This window comes from Pseudoflavonifractor sp. MSJ-37 (assembly GCF_018917965.1).
In the GTDB taxonomy this organism is placed as follows: domain Bacteria; phylum Bacillota; class Clostridia; order Oscillospirales; family Oscillospiraceae; genus Pseudoflavonifractor_A.
On the sequence record NZ_JAHLPP010000001.1, the window covers coordinates 186,717 to 204,250 of the forward strand.

The window sequence follows — 17,534 nt, forward strand, 5'->3', positions numbered from 1 at the left end:
AACTTTCTCTGACCTATTGAAAAGAGAAAAAAAAGTCGTTATAATAGAGACCGTATCGAATGATCAGACAAGCGTGCGTGTGGATTTGAGAAGGGTTCCCAACGCAAACAGAGTTTAGGGGGGCATTTGTACATGTCTAGCAGGATTTTTCAAAGTGTGGTTCTCCAGATGAAGGACAGCACCGACCGGCCCATCGGCGTGATCGATTCTGAGGGCACGGTGGTCGCCTGCAATGAGCTCACCTGCATCGGTGAGCGCTGGTCCGGCGTGGTCGAGGCCGTCAACAGCGGCGAGGGCAACATCGTCACCTTCGAGGGCCGGACCTTCAAGACCCTCAGCGGCTGGGGCTCTCAGTTCGATTACGCGGTGTTCGTCCGCGGCGACGACGCCGAGGCCCGGATGCTCTGCTCCATGGCCGTGGTGGCCCTGAACGGCGCCAAGACCTACTATGAGGAGAAGCATGACAAGGCCACCTTCATCAAGAACATCATCTCTGACAACATCCTGCTGGGGGACATCTATGTCCGGGCCAAGGAGCTCCACTTCGTGTCTGAGCTCCCCCGCGCCGTGTTCCTGATCCGTCAGGTGGAGAGCAGCGACGTGGCCGCCATCGACGTGGTGCAGGCCCTCTTCCCCGATAAGCAGACCGACTTCGTCCTCTCCATCAGCGAGACCGACGTGGCCCTCATCAAGCAGCTCCCCGACGGGACCGAGAGCAAGGAGCTCTACAAGATCGCCAAGCAGATCGAGGAGGCCATCACGGAGGAGCTGAACATCAAGGTGGTCATCGGCATCGGCACCATCGTCAGCCACATCCGGGACTTGGCCCGGGCCTATAAGGAGGCTCAGGTGGCCATCGACGTGGGCAAGGTGTTCGATACCGAAAAGTCCATCATCAACTATGAGAACCTGGGCATCGGGCGCCTGATCTATCAGCTGCCCACCACCCTGTGCGAGATGTTCCTCCAGGAGGTCTTCAAGAAGAATCCCATCGACGCGCTGGATCAGGAGACCCTGTTCACCATCAACAAGTTCTTCGAGAACAACCTGAACGTGTCCGAGACCGCCCGGAAGCTCTTCGTCCACCGGAACACGCTGGTGTACCGTCTGGAGAAGATCAAGAAGCTCACCGGTCTGGATCTGCGGGAGTTCGACGACGCCATCACCTTCAAGGTGGCCCTGATGGTCAAGAAGTACCTGGTCTCCCGCGGCATCGACAATTGACAGATATCTCCCTGAATATGGACGATGGACATGCAGGATACAGGACGCGGAAACTGTATTCTGCATGTTTCCGTTCCGGGGACGTCCCATGTGTGTGGACCGGCACCGCTCGATACGCTGGGCCCGGATGCTCGCGGGCCACATCAAGACGCGCGAAAAAGAGGTAGTTATGATCCGTTTCATCGACATCTATAAGTCATACGACAACGGGACCAAGGCCCTGAAGGGCATCTCCATGCGGATCGACGACGGCGAGTTCGTCTTTTTGGTGGGGCCCTCCGGTTCCGGCAAGTCCACGATCATCAAGCTCATCACCGCCGAGGCGGCCCCCACCGAGGGGCGGCTGATGGTCAACGGCTACAACCTGAACACCATCCGTCCCCGGCAGGTGCCCTATATGCGCCGGACCATGGGCGTCATCTTCCAGGACTTCCGGCTCATCGAGAAGAAGAGCATCTATGAGAACCTGGTGTTCGCCATGCGGGCGGTGGGGGCCTCTCCCAAGGAGATCCGCACCCGGATCGCCTATGTGCTGGAGCTGGTGGGGCTGTCCACCAAGGCCGAGCGCCGGCCGGACGAGCTCTCCGGCGGCGAACAGCAGCGCGTGGCCATCGCCCGGGCGCTGGTGAACAACCCCAGCGTCATCATCGCCGACGAGCCCACGGGCAATCTGGACCCCCAGCGGTCCATGGAGATCATGATGCTCCTGGAGAAGATCAACGAGCTGGGCACCACCGTGCTGGTGGTCACCCATGAGAAGGAGCTGGTGGACCGCTTCGCCAAGCGGGTGGTCGCCATCGAGAACGGCCGGATCATCAGTGACGGCGTAGGCGGGTATTACGATAATGAGACGTTTTAATAATTTGGGATATTTCTTCTTGGAGGGCTTCCGGAGCATCTTCACCCACGGGCTCATGTCCTTCGCGGCGGTGTGCATGATCGTGTGCTGTCTGCTGATCATGGGCTCCTTCTCCCTGGTGGCCGTGAACCTGGACGAGATGCTGGGGGACTTCGAGAAGCAGAACGAATTTTTGGCCTACATCGACGAGAGCTGGAGCGACGAACAGGCCAGGGCCCTCCAAAGCCAGATCGAGGCCATCCCCAACGTGTCCACGGTCCAATTCATGAGCCGGGCGGAGGCCATGGAGGAGTTCGCCGCCAAGCAGGAGGAGACGGAGCTCTTCGACAGCCTGCCGGACACCGTCCTGCGGGACCGCTACCGGATCCATGTGGAGAACTTGGACCAGCTCAAGCAGACCGTGGCCCAGGTGGAGGCGGTGGACGGCGTGGTCAAGACCAGCGCCGCCTTCGAGGTGGCGGAGGGCTTCACCGTGGTGCGCAACATCGCCAGCGCCGTGGCCCTGATCCTGGTGGGCATCCTCCTGCTGGTGTCCCTGTTCATCATCACCAACACGATCAAGCTGGCCACCTTCAACCGCCGGGAGGAGATCGCCATCATGAAGATGTGCGGCGCCACCAACGGCTTCGTCCGCTGGCCCTTCGTGTTCGAGGGCATGATCCTGGGTCTGACGGGCTCTCTGGCGGCCTACTTCATCCAGTGGGGCGTCTACGTGCTGATCGGCCGGGCCATCAACACCTCGGACACCATGCAGCTGATCACCATGCTGCCCTTCGAGCAGATGGCCACGCAGGTGCTGGGCGTGTTCCTGGGCACCGGCTTCGTGATCGGCGTGGGTGGCAGCCTCATGGCCATCCGCAAGTTCCTCCAGGTCTAAGGCAAGGAGCGTCTGAATGGGAAACAAGACACAGAAGAAGCTGCGGAAGCAGCCGCCCAAGGGGGAGCGCTGGGACGGCCGCCGGATCCTCACCGCCGTGCTGGCCGTGGTCATGGCCCTGCTCATGATCCTGCCCATGGTATCCATGATCGCCAGCGGCACCGCCAGCGCCGTGACGCAGGCGGATATCGACAAGCTCAAGAAGGCCCAGCAGGCCTCCAAGGACCGTCAGGCCCAGCTGAAGGACCAGCTCAGCGGCCTGAAGGATGACCAGGCCGACGCCATCCAGAAGCGGACCCTCATCCAGCAGCAGCTGGAGGCCATCAGCAGTGAGATCGACAGCATCCAGGGCCAGATCACCTACTATGACGGCCAGATCCAGCAGAAGGAGGCCGAGCGGGTGGAGGCCGTGGCCAAGGAAGAGGCCCAGTACGACCTCTTCTGCCAGCGGGTCCGGGCCATGGAGGAGGACGGTACCGTCTCCTACTGGTCCATCATCTTCCAGGCGGAGAGCTTCACCGACCTGCTGGACCGGATCACCATGGTGGATGAGATCATGGACTACGACCAGGCGGTCATGGACCAGCTGGTGGCCACCCGGAAGCAGATCGAGGCCATCAAGGCCGACCTGGAGACCTCCCGGGCGGAACAGCAGGCCAAGAAGGAGGAGCAGGAGGCCAAGAAGAAAGAACAGCAGGCCAAGCTGTCCGAGGCCCAGGCCCTCCTAGACAAGATCAACGCCGACACGGCAGAGGTCAACCGCCAGCTGGACGCGGAGAGCAAGGCCGCGGCCCAGATCCAGGCGGATATCATCGCCAAGCAGAAGAAGCTGGAGGAGGAGCGGAAGAAGCAGAACATCGTGCTGGACACCGGCGGCGACTATATGTGGCCTCTGCCCGGCTACTATCGTCTGACCTCCGCCTTCGGCTACCGGATCCACCCGATCACCCACAAGGCCCACAGCCATACCGGCATCGACATCCCCGCGCCCGCCGGTACGCCGGTCTACGCGGCCAAGGGCGGGCAGGTGGTCACCTCGGCCCGGCACAGCTCCTATGGCAACTATGTGGTCATCGACCACGGCAATGGCAACTCCACCCTGTATGCCCACATGAGTAGCCGGGCGGTGTCCGAGGGCCAGATCGTGAAGAAGGGCGCCGTGATCGGCTATGTGGGCTCCACAGGCTCCTCCACCGGCAACCACCTGCATCTGGAGGTCCGGGTGAACTACACCCGGACGAACCCGGAGAAATGCTTCCCCGGACTGTACAATTCGTTCGTCCGGGCATATAATTCGTAAGAGACACATACATTCGGAACGAGACTGAGAGGGGAGCGCGGGAACGTGCTCCCCTCTGCGCATCTCCAGGGAGGGACCGATATGGACAAAACGAAGGACGGGCGGCGCTTCCGGGCGCGGGCCTTGGTACTGACGGCAGTGTGCGCCGTGCTGGCGACGCTGGCCCTGCTGGCCGCCGCCGTGTGGCTCGTGTTCGGGAAGGACGGCACGGCGGTGCTGGAGGGCCTCTTCCTGGTCCGGACCCAGTATGTGGGGGACGACGACTCCGCCGCCGTGGCGGACAGCGCCCTCTCCGGGCTGATCGACGGAGTGGGGGACCGCTGGTCTTACTATCTGGATCCGGAGCGCTATCAGGCGGAGCAGACCCGCCGGGAGAACGCCTATGTGGGCATCGGCGTCACGGTGGACTATACCAGCGGGGAGGGCCTGCGGATCCGGTCCGTCACCCCGGGCGGGCCGGCGGAGGCGGCGGGCCTCCAGGCGGACGAGATCATCACCGAGGCGGACGGCGTGTCTCTGGCGGGAGACGCCCGCTATGATGCCACCGACCGGATCGCCGGGGCGGAGGGCACCACCGTGCGCCTCACGGTCAAGGGCACAGACGGCGCCCTCCGGGAGGTGACGGTGGAGCGGAAGAGCATCCACACGGATCCGGTGTCCTATGAGATGCTGGACGGTCGAGTGGGCTATGTGGCCCTGAGCAATTTCTTCCGGGGGAGCGAGGAGGCCGTGAAGGCGGCGGTGGAGGACCTCCAGAGCCAGGGGGCCAGGGCGCTGGTGTTCGATATGCGGAACAACGGCGGCGGCTATCTGGATGAGCTGATCCCCATGCTGGACGATCTCCTGCCCGAGGGGACCATCTTCCAGACTAGGAGCAATGTGGGACGGGTCAAGACCTATGAGTCTGACGCGGACGGTGTGGATCTGCCCATGGCGGTGCTGGTGAACGCCGATACCTACTCCGCCGCCGAGATCTTCGCGGCGGAGCTCCAGGAGAAGGTGGGGGCCGCGGTCGTCGGCGTGCCCACCACCGGGAAGGGCTATTCTCAGATCCTGTTCCCCCTGACCAATGGGGGCGCGGTCGGCCTGTCCACGGCGGAGTACTTCACCGGAGAGGGCGTCAGCCTGATCGGCACCGGCCTGACGCTGGACCGGGAGGTGGCCCTCACGGACGAGGACGCCGCCAAGCAGAAGGCCGGGGTCCTGCCCAAAGAGGAGGATGCCCAGCTCCAGGCGGCACTGGAGCTGTTGCAAAGCTGATATCGTATCGTATAAAATAAAGCTCGATATACAGATAGGTGCGAAAAACATCGCCGGACGCATGGGACAGACCTGTCCCGCATATCCTGTCCCGAGGTGAGGGACATGGTGGGGATAGTCGTGTTGGAGCCGTCCGGAGGCTGGAGGCCCCGACTGGAGGAGGTCCAGATCCGGGGCCTCCGGCTGTATCGGGCCTCCGTGCCGGTGCCGGCCAGACCATCCCCGAAGCGGCTGGAGCGGCGGATCCGCCGGGCCGGACATCTCCTGCGGGAGGCGGGGTGCCGCCGGGTATTGACGGCGGAAGCGTTCTCCGGCTGGCCGGTGTTGGAGGAAGCGGGGCTCCGGCGGGTGGACCCCGGTCCGCTGTGTCAGGCCATGGGTGCGGAGCTGGCCCGGGCCTGGCTGGCGGCCCGGCATATCCCGCCCGGAGAGGCGGTGGTCGCCCTCTGCGGGGATGGGGTGGACGCGCGGCTCTTCGAGGCGGCCCAGACGCTCTGTCCGGAGGTACGGGGGCTGATCCTCCGAGCGGGAGAGCGGGGCCGGGAGCTGGCGGTCTGGTTGGAGGACCGGTATGGACTGCCCGTGCTGGAGGAGGACCGGCGGGCCTGCCTGCGGCTCTGGTATGCCCCGCCGCCGGACCCGCCGGAGGAGCGGGATCTGGTCCTCTGCGGACCGGTCCCGGCACTGGGCGGGCTGTCCCTCCAGCCACCCTTCGATCCGCCGGAGAAGCTGGCTCCGCTCCCCTTGACGGCCCTGCTCTGGGAGGAGGGGCGCCTGGCGCCGGAGGAGCTGAGGATACAGCTTGACAGCACAGGAAAAAGTACATATAATGTAGGGACATGATACGATAGTCTGGAATATCATGAGCCGTTCAGGCTCATTTCTCATGTTTCCGGCAAAAAAGGAAAGGTGTGCACAGCAATGGCAAAAGAGTTCAAGCTGAGCCCTGAGCGCTTCGAGCAGCTGAAAGAGGAGCTCAATTATCTCAAGACGGTCCGCGAGAAGGAAGTGGCCGATCAAATCAAGGAGGCCCGCTCCTTCGGCGACCTGTCCGAGAACAGCGAATATGACGAGGCCAAGAACGAGCAGGGCAAGCTCTACTCCCGGATCGCCGAGGTGGAGAACATCCTGGCCAACTGCACCGTCATCGAGGAGGAGCACAGCGACGACACCTCCATGGTCCGTCTGGGCAGCCGCATCAAGGTCCTGGACAAGGAGTTCGACGAGGAAGTGGAGTATGAGGTCGTGGGCTCTCAGGAGGCCGACCCCATGAACGGTCTGATCTCTGAGGACTCCCCCTTCGGTCGCGCCCTGCTGGGCAAGACCGTGGGCGACGAGGTGGAGGTGGAGGCCCCTGCCGGCACCCTGTACTACAAGATCCTCAGCGTAGAGAAGGCGTAACGAGAGAAAGGCGGAAGCACCACGATGAGTGAAGAAAAGAAGAAGCCCCAGCAGGAGGAGCCCTCTCTGTCCAGCCTCCTCCAGATCCGTCGGGACAAGCTGAAGGAGCTCCAGGACGCGGGGGAGGACCCCTTCCAGCAGACCCGCTTCGACTGGGACGCGACCTCTCAGCAGATCAAAGATCATTTCGACGCCATGGAGGGCAAGCCTGTGAAGGTGGCAGGCCGTCTCATGTCCAAGCGCGGCATGGGCAAGGTCAGCTTCTGCGACCTCCAGGACCGGGACGGTCGGATCCAGCTCTACGCCCGTCAGGACGAGATGGATGAGGCAGTCTATAAGAAGTTCAAGAAGTTCGACATCGGCGACATCGTGGGCGTCGTGGGCGAGGTGTTCCGCACCCAGCGGGGCGAGATGAGCGTTCGGGCCCACGACATCATCCTGCTGAGCAAGTCCCTCCTGCCTTTGCCGGAGAAGTTCCACGGCCTGCAGGACAAGGAGCTCCGCTACCGCCAGCGCTATGTGGACCTGATGGTCAACCCCGAGGTGAAGCGCAACTTCGTCATCCGGGCCCAGTTCATCAAGTTCATGCGCAGCTATCTGGACGACATGGGCTACATCGAGGTGGAGACCCCCGTCCTGAACACCATCGCTGGCGGCGCCGCCGCCCGGCCCTTCGTCACCCATCACAACACCCTGGACATCGATATGTATATGCGCATCGCCACTGAGCTGCCCCTGAAGCGGCTGATCGTGGGCGGCATGGACCGGGTGTATGAGATCGGCCGCATCTTCCGCAACGAGGGCATGGACCCCAAGCACAACCCTGAGTTCACCACCGTGGAGCTCTATCAGGCCTATGCCGACTTCCACACCATGATGGACATCGCCGAGGGCATCCTCTCCGGCGCGGCCCAGGCCATCCACGGCTCCTATGAGGTGGAGTGGCAGGGCGAGCGGATCGACCTGACTCCCGGCTGGCGCCGCCTGACCATGGTGGACGCCGTCAAGGAGTATGTGGGCATCGACTTCGGCGCGATCACCGATGACGCCGAGGCCGTGGCTGCCGCCAAGGGCGCCGGCGTGGAGCTGGCCGACGCGGCGGAGAAGACCTGGGGCAACGCCCTGTACGCCTGCTTCGACCAGAAGGTGGAGGAGAAGCTGATCCAGCCCACCTTCATCACCATGTACCCGGTGGAGGTCAGTCCCCTGACCAAGCGCTCTCCCGCCGACCCCCGGCTCACCGAGCGCTTCGAGCTGTTCATCTGCCACAGTGAGCTGGCCAACGCCTATTCCGAGCTCAACGACCCCATCGACCAGCGCTATCGCTTCGAGAAGCAGGTGGAGCAGCGGGAGCGGGGCGATGACGAGACCGAGATGCTGGATGAGGACTTCCTCACCGCTCTGGAGTACGGCATGCCCCCCACCGGCGGTATGGGCATGGGCATCGACCGCGCGGTCATGCTCCTGACCGGCGCGGACTCTATCCGTGACGTGCTCCTGTTCCCGACGATGAGGCCGCTGGACGCCCCCAAGAAGGACGCCAAGGCTCCGGCCGCCGCTGTGTCCGCTCCTGAGGAGACGATCGACTTCTCCAAGGTGCAGATCGAGCCCCTGTTCCAGGACTTCGTGGACTTCGAGACCTTCTCCAAGTCCGACTTCCGGGCGGTGAAGATCCTGGCCTGTGAAGCGGTGAAGAAGTCCAAGAAGCTGCTGAAGTTCACTCTGGACGACGGCGAGCGCACGGATCGCGTGATTTTGAGCGGCATCCATGAATATTATGAGCCGGAAGAGCTGGTGGGCAAGACGGCCATCGCCATCGTGAACCTGCCCCCCAGAAAGATGATGGGCATCGACTCCTGCGGTATGCTGATCTCCGCCGTCCACAGCGAGGAGGGTGAGGAGCGCCTCCATCTGCTGATGGTGGATCCCCATATCCCCGCTGGTGCGAAGCTGTACTAAGAGACCGGATATCGGACGCCCCGCTCTGTGGAAACGCAGGGTGGGGCGTTCGTTCGTCCAGATCGGTCCCGCCCCGCCGATTTCCGGCGACCGCTTGCAAAACACGGGACGGTTCGCTATAATGGATAGCCGTATCGGGCCCATCCTGACCGATGGAGCGCCGGAGCGGCCGGAGGGCCGCGGGAGGAGGGACCTATGGAGACGATCACGAGCCGCCAGAACCCGCTGTGCGTCCACATCCGAAAGCTGGGCGCCGAGCGGAAGTACCGCCGGAGCCAGGGACAGTTCCTCTGTGAGGGGGACAAGCTGGTGGAGGAGGCCCTACGCTGGGACGGCGGGGTGGAGGTCCTGCTCTGTGCCGGGGAGACCGAGCCGCCGGAGGGCGTCCCTCAGGGCGTCCGGCTGGTCCGGGTGCCGGAGGCGCTGATGAAGAGCCTATCCACCGTGGAGACGCCTCAGCACCGGCTGGCGGTGTGCCGCCGGAAGGACCGGACGCCGCCGGAGCCTCTGCCCGCCGGGAGCTATCTGGTGCTGGACGGGGTCCAGGATCCGGGCAATGTGGGCACCATCTGGCGGACTGCGGACGCTTTGGGGGCCGAGGGGCTGTTCCTGCTGAACGGGTGTGCGGACCCCTTCTCGCCCAAGGTGGTGCGCTCCACCATGGGGGCCTGTTTCCGCATGCCCGTCTGGGAGACGGACTTGGAGGGCCTGTGCCGGAGGTTGGAGGAGAGCGGCATCCCCCTGTATGCCACGGCTCTCCGGACAGACACGGCGGATGTGCGGCACATCGGCCTGCGCCCCGCCGCCGTGGTGATCGGCAGTGAGGGACGGGGCGTGTCGGCTCCGGTGCTGGAGCGGTGCGCCCAGACCATCCGCATCCCCATGCGGGAGCGGTGCGAGTCCCTGAACGCGGCGGCGGCCGCCGCGGTGGTCCTCTGGGAGATGGCCCGGGGCTTGTGAGCCCCAGATGCAGACAGAGCGATATAGATATAGAGGAGTGATGATCGGATGTCCACGCTGACCTACTGGCTGTGGCTGACCACCCGGCCCTCGCTGAAGCCCGGAGAGGCCGCCCGTCTGGCGGACCGCTTTGGCGGTCCGGAAAAGGTCTATTTCGCTGACCCGGCGGAGTATGAGCTGGCCGGCCTGTCCGCCCCGCTCCGGGAGGAGCTGGCCGCCAAGGAACTGGACTGGCCGGAGCGGATCCTGGAGGACTGCGCCCGTCTTGGCATCCGCATCCTCACGATCCAGGACGCGGAGTACCCGGAGCGCCTGCGGCAGATCGACACGCCGCCGGCCCTCCTCTACGTGAAGGGGCGGGCGATCCCCTTCGACGAGCTGGTGACGATCGGAGTGGTGGGCTCCCGGAACGCCACGCCCTACGGCAAGCGCATCGCCGAGGAGTTGGGCCGGGACCTGGCCCTCCGGGGCGCGGTGCTGGTGTCCGGCATCGCCCAGGGGCTGGACTCCACGGCTCTGCGCAGCGCCATCGAGGCCGGCGGCACCGTCTGCTCCGTCCTGGGCGGCGGCATCGACCGGGTGTATCCGGTCACCAGCGAGGATCTGTTTCGGATCGTCCCCCAGGTGGGGGCCCTCATCAGCGAGTATCCCCCGGGGACCGAGCCCGAGGGCTGGCACTTCCCAGTGCGCAACCGGCTGATCAGCGGCCTGAGCCTGGGCGTGGCGGCGGTGCAGGCCGGCGAACGGAGCGGGACCCTCATCACCGCCCGCACGGCATTGGATCAGAACCGGGACGTGTTCGCCTTCCCCGGCCCTGCAGGCAAGCGGTCCTGCGCCGGCACCAACCTGCTCATCCAGCGGGGCGAGGCCAAGCTGATCCAGTCGGCGGAGGACATCCTGGTGGAGTATGAGGGCCTCTATCCCGGACGGCTGACCGATCCGGACCGGGAGGGGACGCTCCTGACGGACGAACCTCCGCAGGCGGCTCCGCCCAGACGGGGGACCGCCGCCTCCCGACCGCTCCCGGTCCGTCCCCAGCGGCCGCCGGAGCCGGAAAAGGCGGTTGACAAGCCGGAGGGAAGGGCTTATAGTACGTTCAAAGACCAGAACGAGGGGTTTACGGAGGACGAGAAGCAGATCCTCCTGACCTTGGGTGAGCGGACTCTCCGTCCGGACGATCTGGTGGAGGAGACCGGCCTGACCGCCAGTCAGGTGCTGACGGCCCTGACCATGCTGACCATGCGCGGCTTCCTGAAGGAGGAGCCGGGCAACCGGTTCTTGGCACCCCTGATCTTCCGGGAGGAAGCCCCGGAGGAGTGACATCATAGAAGAGCGTACCTGAACATCGGCAGACCGGCCCCGCGGCGGCCTGCCGACGATCAGATCCGCTCTGCCGCCTGGATACAGGCGCGCCCGCGTGAGACGGGCAGGAACGGGACCTCGGGTCCCGCATATTTGGAGGTAGGAACGTGGCGAAAACTGATCTCGTGATCGTGGAGTCCCCCGCCAAGGCCAAGACCATCGGGAAATATCTGGGTCCCGGCTATCAGGTGAAGGCGTCCATGGGACATGTGCGCGATCTTCCGAAAAGCAAGCTGGGCGTGGACGTGGAACACGGCTTCGCCTTGGATTATCAGCCGATCAAGGGCAAGGAGGAGGTCATCGAGGACCTCCAGAGCGCGGCGAAGAAGAGCGCGAAAGTGTTCCTCGCCACCGACCCGGACCGGGAGGGCGAGGCCATCTCCTGGCATCTGAAGGAGCTTTTGGGCATCCCGGACGACAAGACCTACCGGGTGACGTTCAATGAGATCACCAAGAAGGTGGTCAACGAGTCCATCGCGGCCCCCCGGGCCATCGACCAGAACCTGGTGGATGCCCAGCAGGCCCGCCGGGTGCTGGACCGTCTGGTGGGTTATCAGATCTCCCCGCTCCTGTGGAAGAAGATCCGCCGGGGCCTGAGCGCCGGCCGGGTCCAGTCCGTGGCCACCCGTCTGGTGGCCGAGCGGGAGGCCGAGATCCGGGCCTTCGTCCCCGAGGAGTACTGGTCCCTGGACGTGGATCTGGAGCGGATCGCCCCCAACACGGGGGCCTTCAAGGCGTCCTTCTACGGGAAGGAGAAAAAGGTGGAGCTCCACAGCGAGGCGGAGGTCCAGGCTGTGGTGGCCGACATCCAGGGGGCCCCCTTCACCGTGCTGGGCGTGAAGCGGCAGGACAAGCAGCGCAATCCCGCGCCCCCCTTCACCACCTCCACCCTCCAGCAGGAGGCCAGCCGCAAGCTGAACATGACGCCCCGGCGTACCATGTCCATCGCCCAGCAGCTCTATGAGGGCGTGGATATCGAGGGCGAGGGCACCGTGGGCCTCATCACCTATATGCGTACCGATTCCCTGCGCCTCTCTGACGAGGCCACGGCGGCGGCCAAGGATATGATCCTGGGCCGCTACGGGCAGGACTACTATCCCGGAAAGCCCCGGGTGTTCAAGACCAAGTCCGGCGCTCAGGACGCCCACGAGGCCATCCGGCCCTCTGACGTGCGCCTGACCCCGGAGCAGGTGCGGAAGGACCTGACCAGTGAGCAGTACCGGCTCTACAAGCTGATCTGGAGCCGGTTCCTGGCCTGTCAGATGGCCCCCGCCATGTATGACAGCGTGTCCATCGACGTGGAGAGCGCCGGCTGGCGCTTCCGGGCCAACCACTCTGCCCTGAAATTCTCCGGCTACACCGCCGTGTATGTGGAGGGGAAGGATGAGGACGACGAGGTCCTGCGCCAGTCGCCCCTGCCCGACCTGAAGGAGGGCGAGCCCCTGACCCTCCTCCGGAACGAGCCGGGCCAGCACTTCACCCAGCCCCCCAGCCGCTATACTGAGGCCACCCTCATCAAGGCGCTGGAGGAGAAGGGGATCGGTCGTCCCTCCACCTATGCCCCCACCATCTCCACCATCCTGGACCGGGAGTATGTGGTCAAGGAGGGCAAGAACCTCCGTACCACCCCTCTGGGCGAGGTGGTCAACGACCTGATGAAGGAGAAGTTCCCCGACATCGTGGACACCGCCTTCACCGCCCGGATGGAGGAGCAGCTGGACGAGGTGGAAGAGGGCAAGGAGGACTGGAAGCAGGTCCTGGGCGGCTTCTACGGCGGCTTCGAGAAGGAGCTGGAGGCCGCCTCTCAGGACACGGAGCGCATCAAGGTCCCCGACGAGGTGTCCGATGTGATCTGCCCCCTGTGCGGCCGGAACCTGGTGTTCAAGTCGGGCCGCTTCGGCCGGTTCCTGGCCTGCCCCGGCTGGCCGGACTGCCCCCACACCCAGCCCATCGTGATCGAGATGCCCGGCCGGTGCCCCAAGTGCGGCGGAAAGATCCTGAAAAAGACCTCCAAGCGGGGCTATGCCTACTACGGCTGTGAGAACAACTCCAACAAGGACGAGAGCAAGCGGTGCGACTTCATGACCTGGGACGTGCCCGTGAAGGACAACTGCCCTGAGTGCGGCCACACCCTGTTCAAGAAGTCCGGCCGGGGCTTCAAGAAGCCCTTCTGCATCAACCCGGAGTGTCCCAACTTCCTGCCCGAGGACCAGCGGGGCTATAAGAAAAAGACCGCTGAGAACGCCGACCCCGCTCAGGGCGTGCCCCCTGAGGAGGAGAAGAAGCCCGCGAAGAAGGCTGCCGCCAAAAAGACGGCCTCCACGGCCAAGAAGGCTCCGGCCAAAAAAGCGGACTCCACCGCGAAAAAGACTCCGGCCAAGAAGCCGGCAGCGGCCAAAAAGACGGCTTCTGCCACGAAAAAGACCACGGCCGCCAAAAAGACGGCGGCGAAAAAGACGACGAAAAAGACCGACGCGGAGTAAGCGCTCCCGCCGGATGAAGGAGCATCCATGGAACCTGTGATCGTGATCGGCGCCGGCCTCGCGGGCTGTGAGGCCGCATGGCAGCTGGCCCAGCGGGGCATCCCCGTGATCCTGCGGGAGATGAAGCCCGCCCAAAAGACCCCCGCCCACCACTCCGATGACTTCGGAGAGCTGGTGTGCTCCAACTCCCTGCGCTCCGACCAGCTGGAGAACGCGGTGGGGCTCCTGAAGGAGGAGCTCCGCCGGATGAGCTCCCTGATCCTCCAGTGTGCCGATGAGCACCGGGTGGAGGCCGGCGGAGCCCTGGCGGTGGACCGCCACGCCTTCTCTCGCGCCGTCACGGAGAAGATCCAGGGCCATCCGCTCATCACGGTAGAGCCCGGCGAGGTCACGGAGATCCCTGCGGAGGGGAACGTGATCGTGGCCTCCGGTCCTCTGACCTCCGAGGCCCTGAGCCGGGGCATCCGGGCGTTCTTCCCGGAGAGCCGCTACCTGAACTTCTATGACGCGGCGGCCCCTCTGGTCACCTTCGAGAGCGTGGACATGGAGTCGGCCTGGTTCGCCTCCCGCTATGACCGGGGCACCCCGGACTACATCAACTGTCCCATGACCGAGGAGGAGTACGACGCCTTCTGGACCGAGCTCTGCGCCGCCCAGGAGGCGGAGGTCCACGGCTTCGAGGACAAGCACGTGTTCGAGGGCTGCATGCCTGTGGAGGTCATGGCCCGGCGGGGCAGGCAGACCCTCTGCTATGGTCCCCTCAAGCCCCGGGGCCTCAAGGATCCCAAGACCGGGAAGGAGCCCTATGCGGTGGTCCAGCTCCGCAAGGACAACGCCGAAGGGTCCATCTACAACATCGTGGGCTTCCAGACCCACCTGAAGTGGCCGGAGCAGAAGCGGGTGTTCTCCATGATCCCGGCCCTGCGGGAGGCGGAGTTCGTGCGCTACGGCGTCATGCATCGGAACACCTATCTGGACTCCCCCCGGATGCTGGACCGGTACTACCGGGCGAAGCACGACCCCCGGGTGTGCTTCGCCGGACAGATCACCGGCGTGGAGGGCTATGTGGAGTCCACTGCCTCCGGTTTCTTGGCGGCGGTGGAGCTGGCCCGCCGGCTCCAGGGGAAGGCTCCGGTGGACTTCCCCCAGGAGACCGCCGTGGGGGCTCTGGCCCTCTATGTGAGCAACGAGACCGTCACTGACTTCCAGCCCATGAACGTGAATTTCGGCATCATCCCGCCTCTGGGCTATAAGGTCAAGGGCAAGCGGAACAAGAACGCGGAGCTCAGCCGCCGCTCTCTGGAGCGCCTGGCGGAGCTGGAGGTCTGATCGGCCCGCCGCTGGGAAAGGAAAGAAGGAACTGCTTATGAAGATCATCGTGGACGCCATGGGCGGCGACAATGCGCCGGCCTCGAACGTGAAGGGCGCTCTGGCCGCCGTGAAGGAGCAAGGCGTCGAGGTCGTCCTGGTGGGCCGGGGCGAGGAGATCATGAAGGTCCTGGCCGATGAGGGGCTCAAGGAGCCCCCTGCCGGGGTGGAGATCGTCCACGCCTCCGAGGTGGTGGAGATCTGCGACGATCCGGCCACCGCCTTCCGGGAGAAGAAGGACTCCTCCCTGACCGTGGGCCTGGAGATGCTCAAGGCGGGGAAGGGCGACGCCTTCGTCTCCGCCGGGAGCACCGGCGCCCTGCTGGCCGGCGCCACCCTGGTCGTGAAGCGGATCCGGGGCATCCGCCGGGCCGCCATGGCCCCCGTGGTGCCCACCGGGAACGGCGGGGCCGTGCTGATCGACTGCGGCGCCACCGCCGAGTGTACCCCCGAGTATCTGCTCCAGTTCGCCTTCATGGGCTCCTACTATGCCGAGCACGTGCTGGGCCGCCCGGAGCCCCGGGTGGGCCTGCTGAACATCGGTGCGGAGCCCTCCAAGGGCACCGACCTCCAGCGCAAGACCTATGAGCTCCTCCAGAAGGCCGGGGACGAGGGCCGCATCCATTTCGTGGGCAATGTGGAGGGCAAGGAGGCCGTCTACGGCACGGTGGACGTGATCGTGTCCGACGGCTACTCCGGCAATATCTTCCTCAAGACCATGGAGGGCACCGGCGGCTTCCTGGCCAAGCGGCTCAAGGAGATGTTCAAGAAGAACGCCCTCACCAAGCTGGCGGCGGTGCTGGTCTCCGGCGGCCTGAAGGACTTCAAGAAGATCCTGGACGCCGGCGAGGTGGGCGGCACTCCCTTCATCGGCATCTCCAAGCCGGTGATCAAGGCCCACGGCTCCTCGGATGCCTACGCCATCAAGAACGCCGTGCGGCAGGCGGCCCGCTTCGCCTCCTCCGGCATCATCGAGGACATCACCGAGAACGTGGAGCATATGCGCCTGCCAGTCATGACCAAAAAAGAAGAGGCCTGATCGTGTAAGGACACGATTTTCCGCAGAGACGGGAAAATATGCCGCGCCCTATTGACAGAGCGCATCTTCTTGCCTATTATTTTAGTGCGATCACCCGGCCCGGATCCCGGGCCATAGATGATAGGAGAAGATAGAAATGATTTTTGAGAAGATCGTTGCGCTGCTGTCTGAGCAGCTGGGCGTGGACCCGGAGAACATCACCATGGACACCTCCTTCGAGGAGCTGGGCGCCGACTCCGTGGACGTGGTGGACCTGACCATGGCGGTGGAGGAGTCCTTCGGCCTGGAGGACCTGGCGGATGAGAACCTGTCCGGCATGACCACCGTGGGCGACTTCGTCCGCTTCCTGCAGACCAAGCTGGACTGAGACCGAACACGAACTGTCTGGAAAGCCCCGCTTCGGCGGGGCTTCCTCAGCGTGTCGAACCAGTTCGACACGCTTCTCAGAAATACAAGCATTTCTTCGATAGGATGCAGGCCGCCGCGCGCACTCGCTGTGCTCGCATGGTTGCAGCCTGAGAAGCGTTTTTTCTGAGGCACATGTCCTCAGAAAAAACGCCTTACATCTGATCCCGTCACCTGCGGGTGACGGAACTCTGCGAGGCTCATACATCGTTCGACGGAAGAAATGACTTTTTTGACAGTCTGAAGCCCCGCTTCGGCGGGGCTTCCTGTTTGAGACGATCAAAGGAGGAACATCATCATGCAGCACCTGGAAGAGATCCTGGGCTATACGTTTCGGGACCGTTCTCTGCTGGAGAACGCGCTGACCCACAGCTCCTACGCCAACGAGAACCGGTCCCGGGGCTGTCAGAGCAACGAGCGGCTGGAGTTCCTGGGGGACTCCGTGCTGGGCATGGTGACGGCCGATTTCCTGTACCGCACCCATCCCGACCTGCCCGAGGGCGACCTGACCCGCACCCGGGCGGCCCTGGTGTGCGAGGAGAGCCTGGTGGAGGTGGCTCGGACCTGGGGCCTGGGCGAATACCTGAAGCTGGGCAAGGGCGAGAACGCCGGCGGCGGCCGGAAGCGCCCCTCCATCCAGGCCGACGCGGTGGAGGCTGTGCTGGCGGCGGTCTATCTGGACGGAGGCATCGGCTCCGCCCGGAAGATCATCCAGACCTTCATCCTGGACAAAGAGGCGGAGAAGGCCCACAGCCGGGACTACAAGACCGCGCTCCAGGAGCTGGTCCAGCGGGAGAGCGGACAGGTGCTCCAGTACCGGCTCACCGGTTCCAGCGGACCGGACCACGCCAAGGTGTTCCTGGTGGAGGTGGATCTGAACGGGACCACCGTGGGCCAGGGCGAGGGCCACAGCAAGAAAGAGGCGGAGCAGAACGCCGCCAGGGCCGCGATCCAGCACCTGACCGCCGGCAAGTGACGGAACGAGATACGGGACCGTCCCACAGAGGGGCGGCCCCGTATCTTTTTGTCCGGACGGG

General features: G+C 64.5%; 15 protein-coding genes. All 15 read left to right on the top strand.

Features of this window, described 5'->3' with window-relative positions:
• Positions 1-132: 132 nt before the first annotated feature.
• A complete protein-coding gene (locus KQI12_RS00860) occupies positions 133-1,224 on the top strand; it encodes a CdaR family transcriptional regulator (RefSeq protein WP_216569955.1) in 1,092 nt (363 codons plus the stop codon).
• A 169-nt stretch (positions 1,225-1,393) separates the two neighbouring features.
• Complete coding sequence (ftsE, locus tag KQI12_RS00865) at positions 1,394-2,083, top strand: cell division ATP-binding protein FtsE (protein ID WP_216569956.1); 690 nt, start codon at positions 1,394-1,396, stop codon at positions 2,081-2,083.
• A 4-nt stretch (positions 2,084-2,087) separates the two neighbouring features.
• Entirely contained in the window at positions 2,088-2,960 is an 873-nt protein-coding gene (gene ftsX, locus KQI12_RS00870) for a permease-like cell division protein FtsX (RefSeq protein WP_253290754.1), read from the top strand.
• Positions 2,961-2,976: 16 nt separating this feature from the next.
• Positions 2,977-4,260, top strand: a complete 1,284-nt coding sequence (locus KQI12_RS00875) for a murein hydrolase activator EnvC (RefSeq protein WP_216569961.1) — start codon at positions 2,977-2,979, stop codon at positions 4,258-4,260.
• Positions 4,261-4,341: 81 nt separating this feature from the next.
• On the top strand, positions 4,342-5,520 hold the full coding sequence (locus KQI12_RS00880) for a S41 family peptidase (protein WP_216569962.1): 1,179 nt from the start codon (positions 4,342-4,344) through the stop codon (positions 5,518-5,520).
• A gap of 105 nt (positions 5,521-5,625) precedes the next feature.
• Positions 5,626-6,363 carry a hypothetical protein gene (locus tag KQI12_RS00885; protein WP_216569964.1) on the top strand — a complete coding sequence of 246 codons (738 nt, stop codon included), beginning with the start codon at positions 5,626-5,628 and terminating at the stop codon, positions 6,361-6,363.
• A 78-nt stretch (positions 6,364-6,441) separates the two neighbouring features.
• On the top strand, positions 6,442-6,921 hold the full coding sequence (gene greA, locus KQI12_RS00890) for a transcription elongation factor GreA (RefSeq protein ID WP_216569965.1): 480 nt from the start codon (positions 6,442-6,444) through the stop codon (positions 6,919-6,921).
• Between the two features lie 24 nt (positions 6,922-6,945).
• Entirely contained in the window at positions 6,946-8,880 is a 1,935-nt protein-coding gene (lysS, locus tag KQI12_RS00895; RefSeq protein ID WP_216569967.1) for a lysine--tRNA ligase, read from the top strand.
• Between the two features lie 195 nt (positions 8,881-9,075).
• The gene (locus KQI12_RS00900; protein ID WP_216569968.1) at positions 9,076-9,840 is read left to right on the top strand and encodes an RNA methyltransferase; all 765 of its coding nucleotides are present in this window, start codon (positions 9,076-9,078) and stop codon (positions 9,838-9,840) included.
• Positions 9,841-9,888: 48 nt separating this feature from the next.
• Positions 9,889-11,160 (top strand): DNA-processing protein DprA, encoded by a 1,272-nt coding sequence (gene dprA, locus KQI12_RS00905; protein ID WP_216569969.1) that lies wholly within the window; start codon positions 9,889-9,891, stop codon positions 11,158-11,160.
• Between the two features lie 149 nt (positions 11,161-11,309).
• Positions 11,310-13,685, top strand: a complete 2,376-nt coding sequence (gene topA / locus KQI12_RS00910; RefSeq protein WP_216569970.1) for a type I DNA topoisomerase — start codon at positions 11,310-11,312, stop codon at positions 13,683-13,685.
• A gap of 27 nt (positions 13,686-13,712) precedes the next feature.
• Entirely contained in the window at positions 13,713-15,014 is a 1,302-nt protein-coding gene (trmFO, locus tag KQI12_RS00915; RefSeq protein WP_216569971.1) for a methylenetetrahydrofolate--tRNA-(uracil(54)-C(5))-methyltransferase (FADH(2)-oxidizing) TrmFO, read from the top strand.
• A 37-nt stretch (positions 15,015-15,051) separates the two neighbouring features.
• Positions 15,052-16,092 carry a phosphate acyltransferase PlsX gene (gene plsX, locus KQI12_RS00920; protein ID WP_216569972.1) on the top strand — a complete coding sequence of 347 codons (1,041 nt, stop codon included), beginning with the start codon at positions 15,052-15,054 and terminating at the stop codon, positions 16,090-16,092.
• 136 nt (positions 16,093-16,228) lie between these two features.
• The gene (locus KQI12_RS00925; RefSeq protein ID WP_216569973.1) at positions 16,229-16,459 is read left to right on the top strand and encodes an acyl carrier protein; all 231 of its coding nucleotides are present in this window, start codon (positions 16,229-16,231) and stop codon (positions 16,457-16,459) included.
• A 336-nt stretch (positions 16,460-16,795) separates the two neighbouring features.
• Positions 16,796-17,473: a ribonuclease III gene (rnc, locus tag KQI12_RS00930; protein WP_216569975.1), complete on the top strand. Its 678-nt coding sequence runs from the start codon at positions 16,796-16,798 to the stop codon at positions 17,471-17,473.
• Positions 17,474-17,534 lie beyond the last annotated feature (61 nt).

Bases quoted from the DNA above. Each gene is read 5' to 3' on its own strand.
- KQI12_RS00860 (WP_216569955.1), top strand. From the start codon at position 133: ATGTCTAGCAGGATTTTTCAAAGTGTGGTTCTCCAGATGAAGGACAGC.
- ftsE (WP_216569956.1), top strand. From the start codon at position 1,394: ATGATCCGTTTCATCGACATCTATAAGTCATACGACAACGGGACCAAG.
- KQI12_RS00875 (WP_216569961.1), top strand. From the start codon at position 2,977: ATGGGAAACAAGACACAGAAGAAGCTGCGGAAGCAGCCGCCCAAGGGG.
- KQI12_RS00880 (WP_216569962.1), top strand. From the start codon at position 4,342: ATGGACAAAACGAAGGACGGGCGGCGCTTCCGGGCGCGGGCCTTGGTA.
- KQI12_RS00885 (WP_216569964.1), top strand. From the start codon at position 5,626: ATGGTGGGGATAGTCGTGTTGGAGCCGTCCGGAGGCTGGAGGCCCCGA.
- greA (WP_216569965.1), top strand. From the start codon at position 6,442: ATGGCAAAAGAGTTCAAGCTGAGCCCTGAGCGCTTCGAGCAGCTGAAA.
- lysS (WP_216569967.1), top strand. From the start codon at position 6,946: ATGAGTGAAGAAAAGAAGAAGCCCCAGCAGGAGGAGCCCTCTCTGTCC.
- KQI12_RS00900 (WP_216569968.1), top strand. From the start codon at position 9,076: ATGGAGACGATCACGAGCCGCCAGAACCCGCTGTGCGTCCACATCCGA.
- dprA (WP_216569969.1), top strand. From the start codon at position 9,889: ATGTCCACGCTGACCTACTGGCTGTGGCTGACCACCCGGCCCTCGCTG.
- trmFO (WP_216569971.1), top strand. From the start codon at position 13,713: ATGGAACCTGTGATCGTGATCGGCGCCGGCCTCGCGGGCTGTGAGGCC.
- plsX (WP_216569972.1), top strand. From the start codon at position 15,052: ATGAAGATCATCGTGGACGCCATGGGCGGCGACAATGCGCCGGCCTCG.
- KQI12_RS00925 (WP_216569973.1), top strand. From the start codon at position 16,229: ATGATTTTTGAGAAGATCGTTGCGCTGCTGTCTGAGCAGCTGGGCGTG.
- rnc (WP_216569975.1), top strand. From the start codon at position 16,796: ATGCAGCACCTGGAAGAGATCCTGGGCTATACGTTTCGGGACCGTTCT.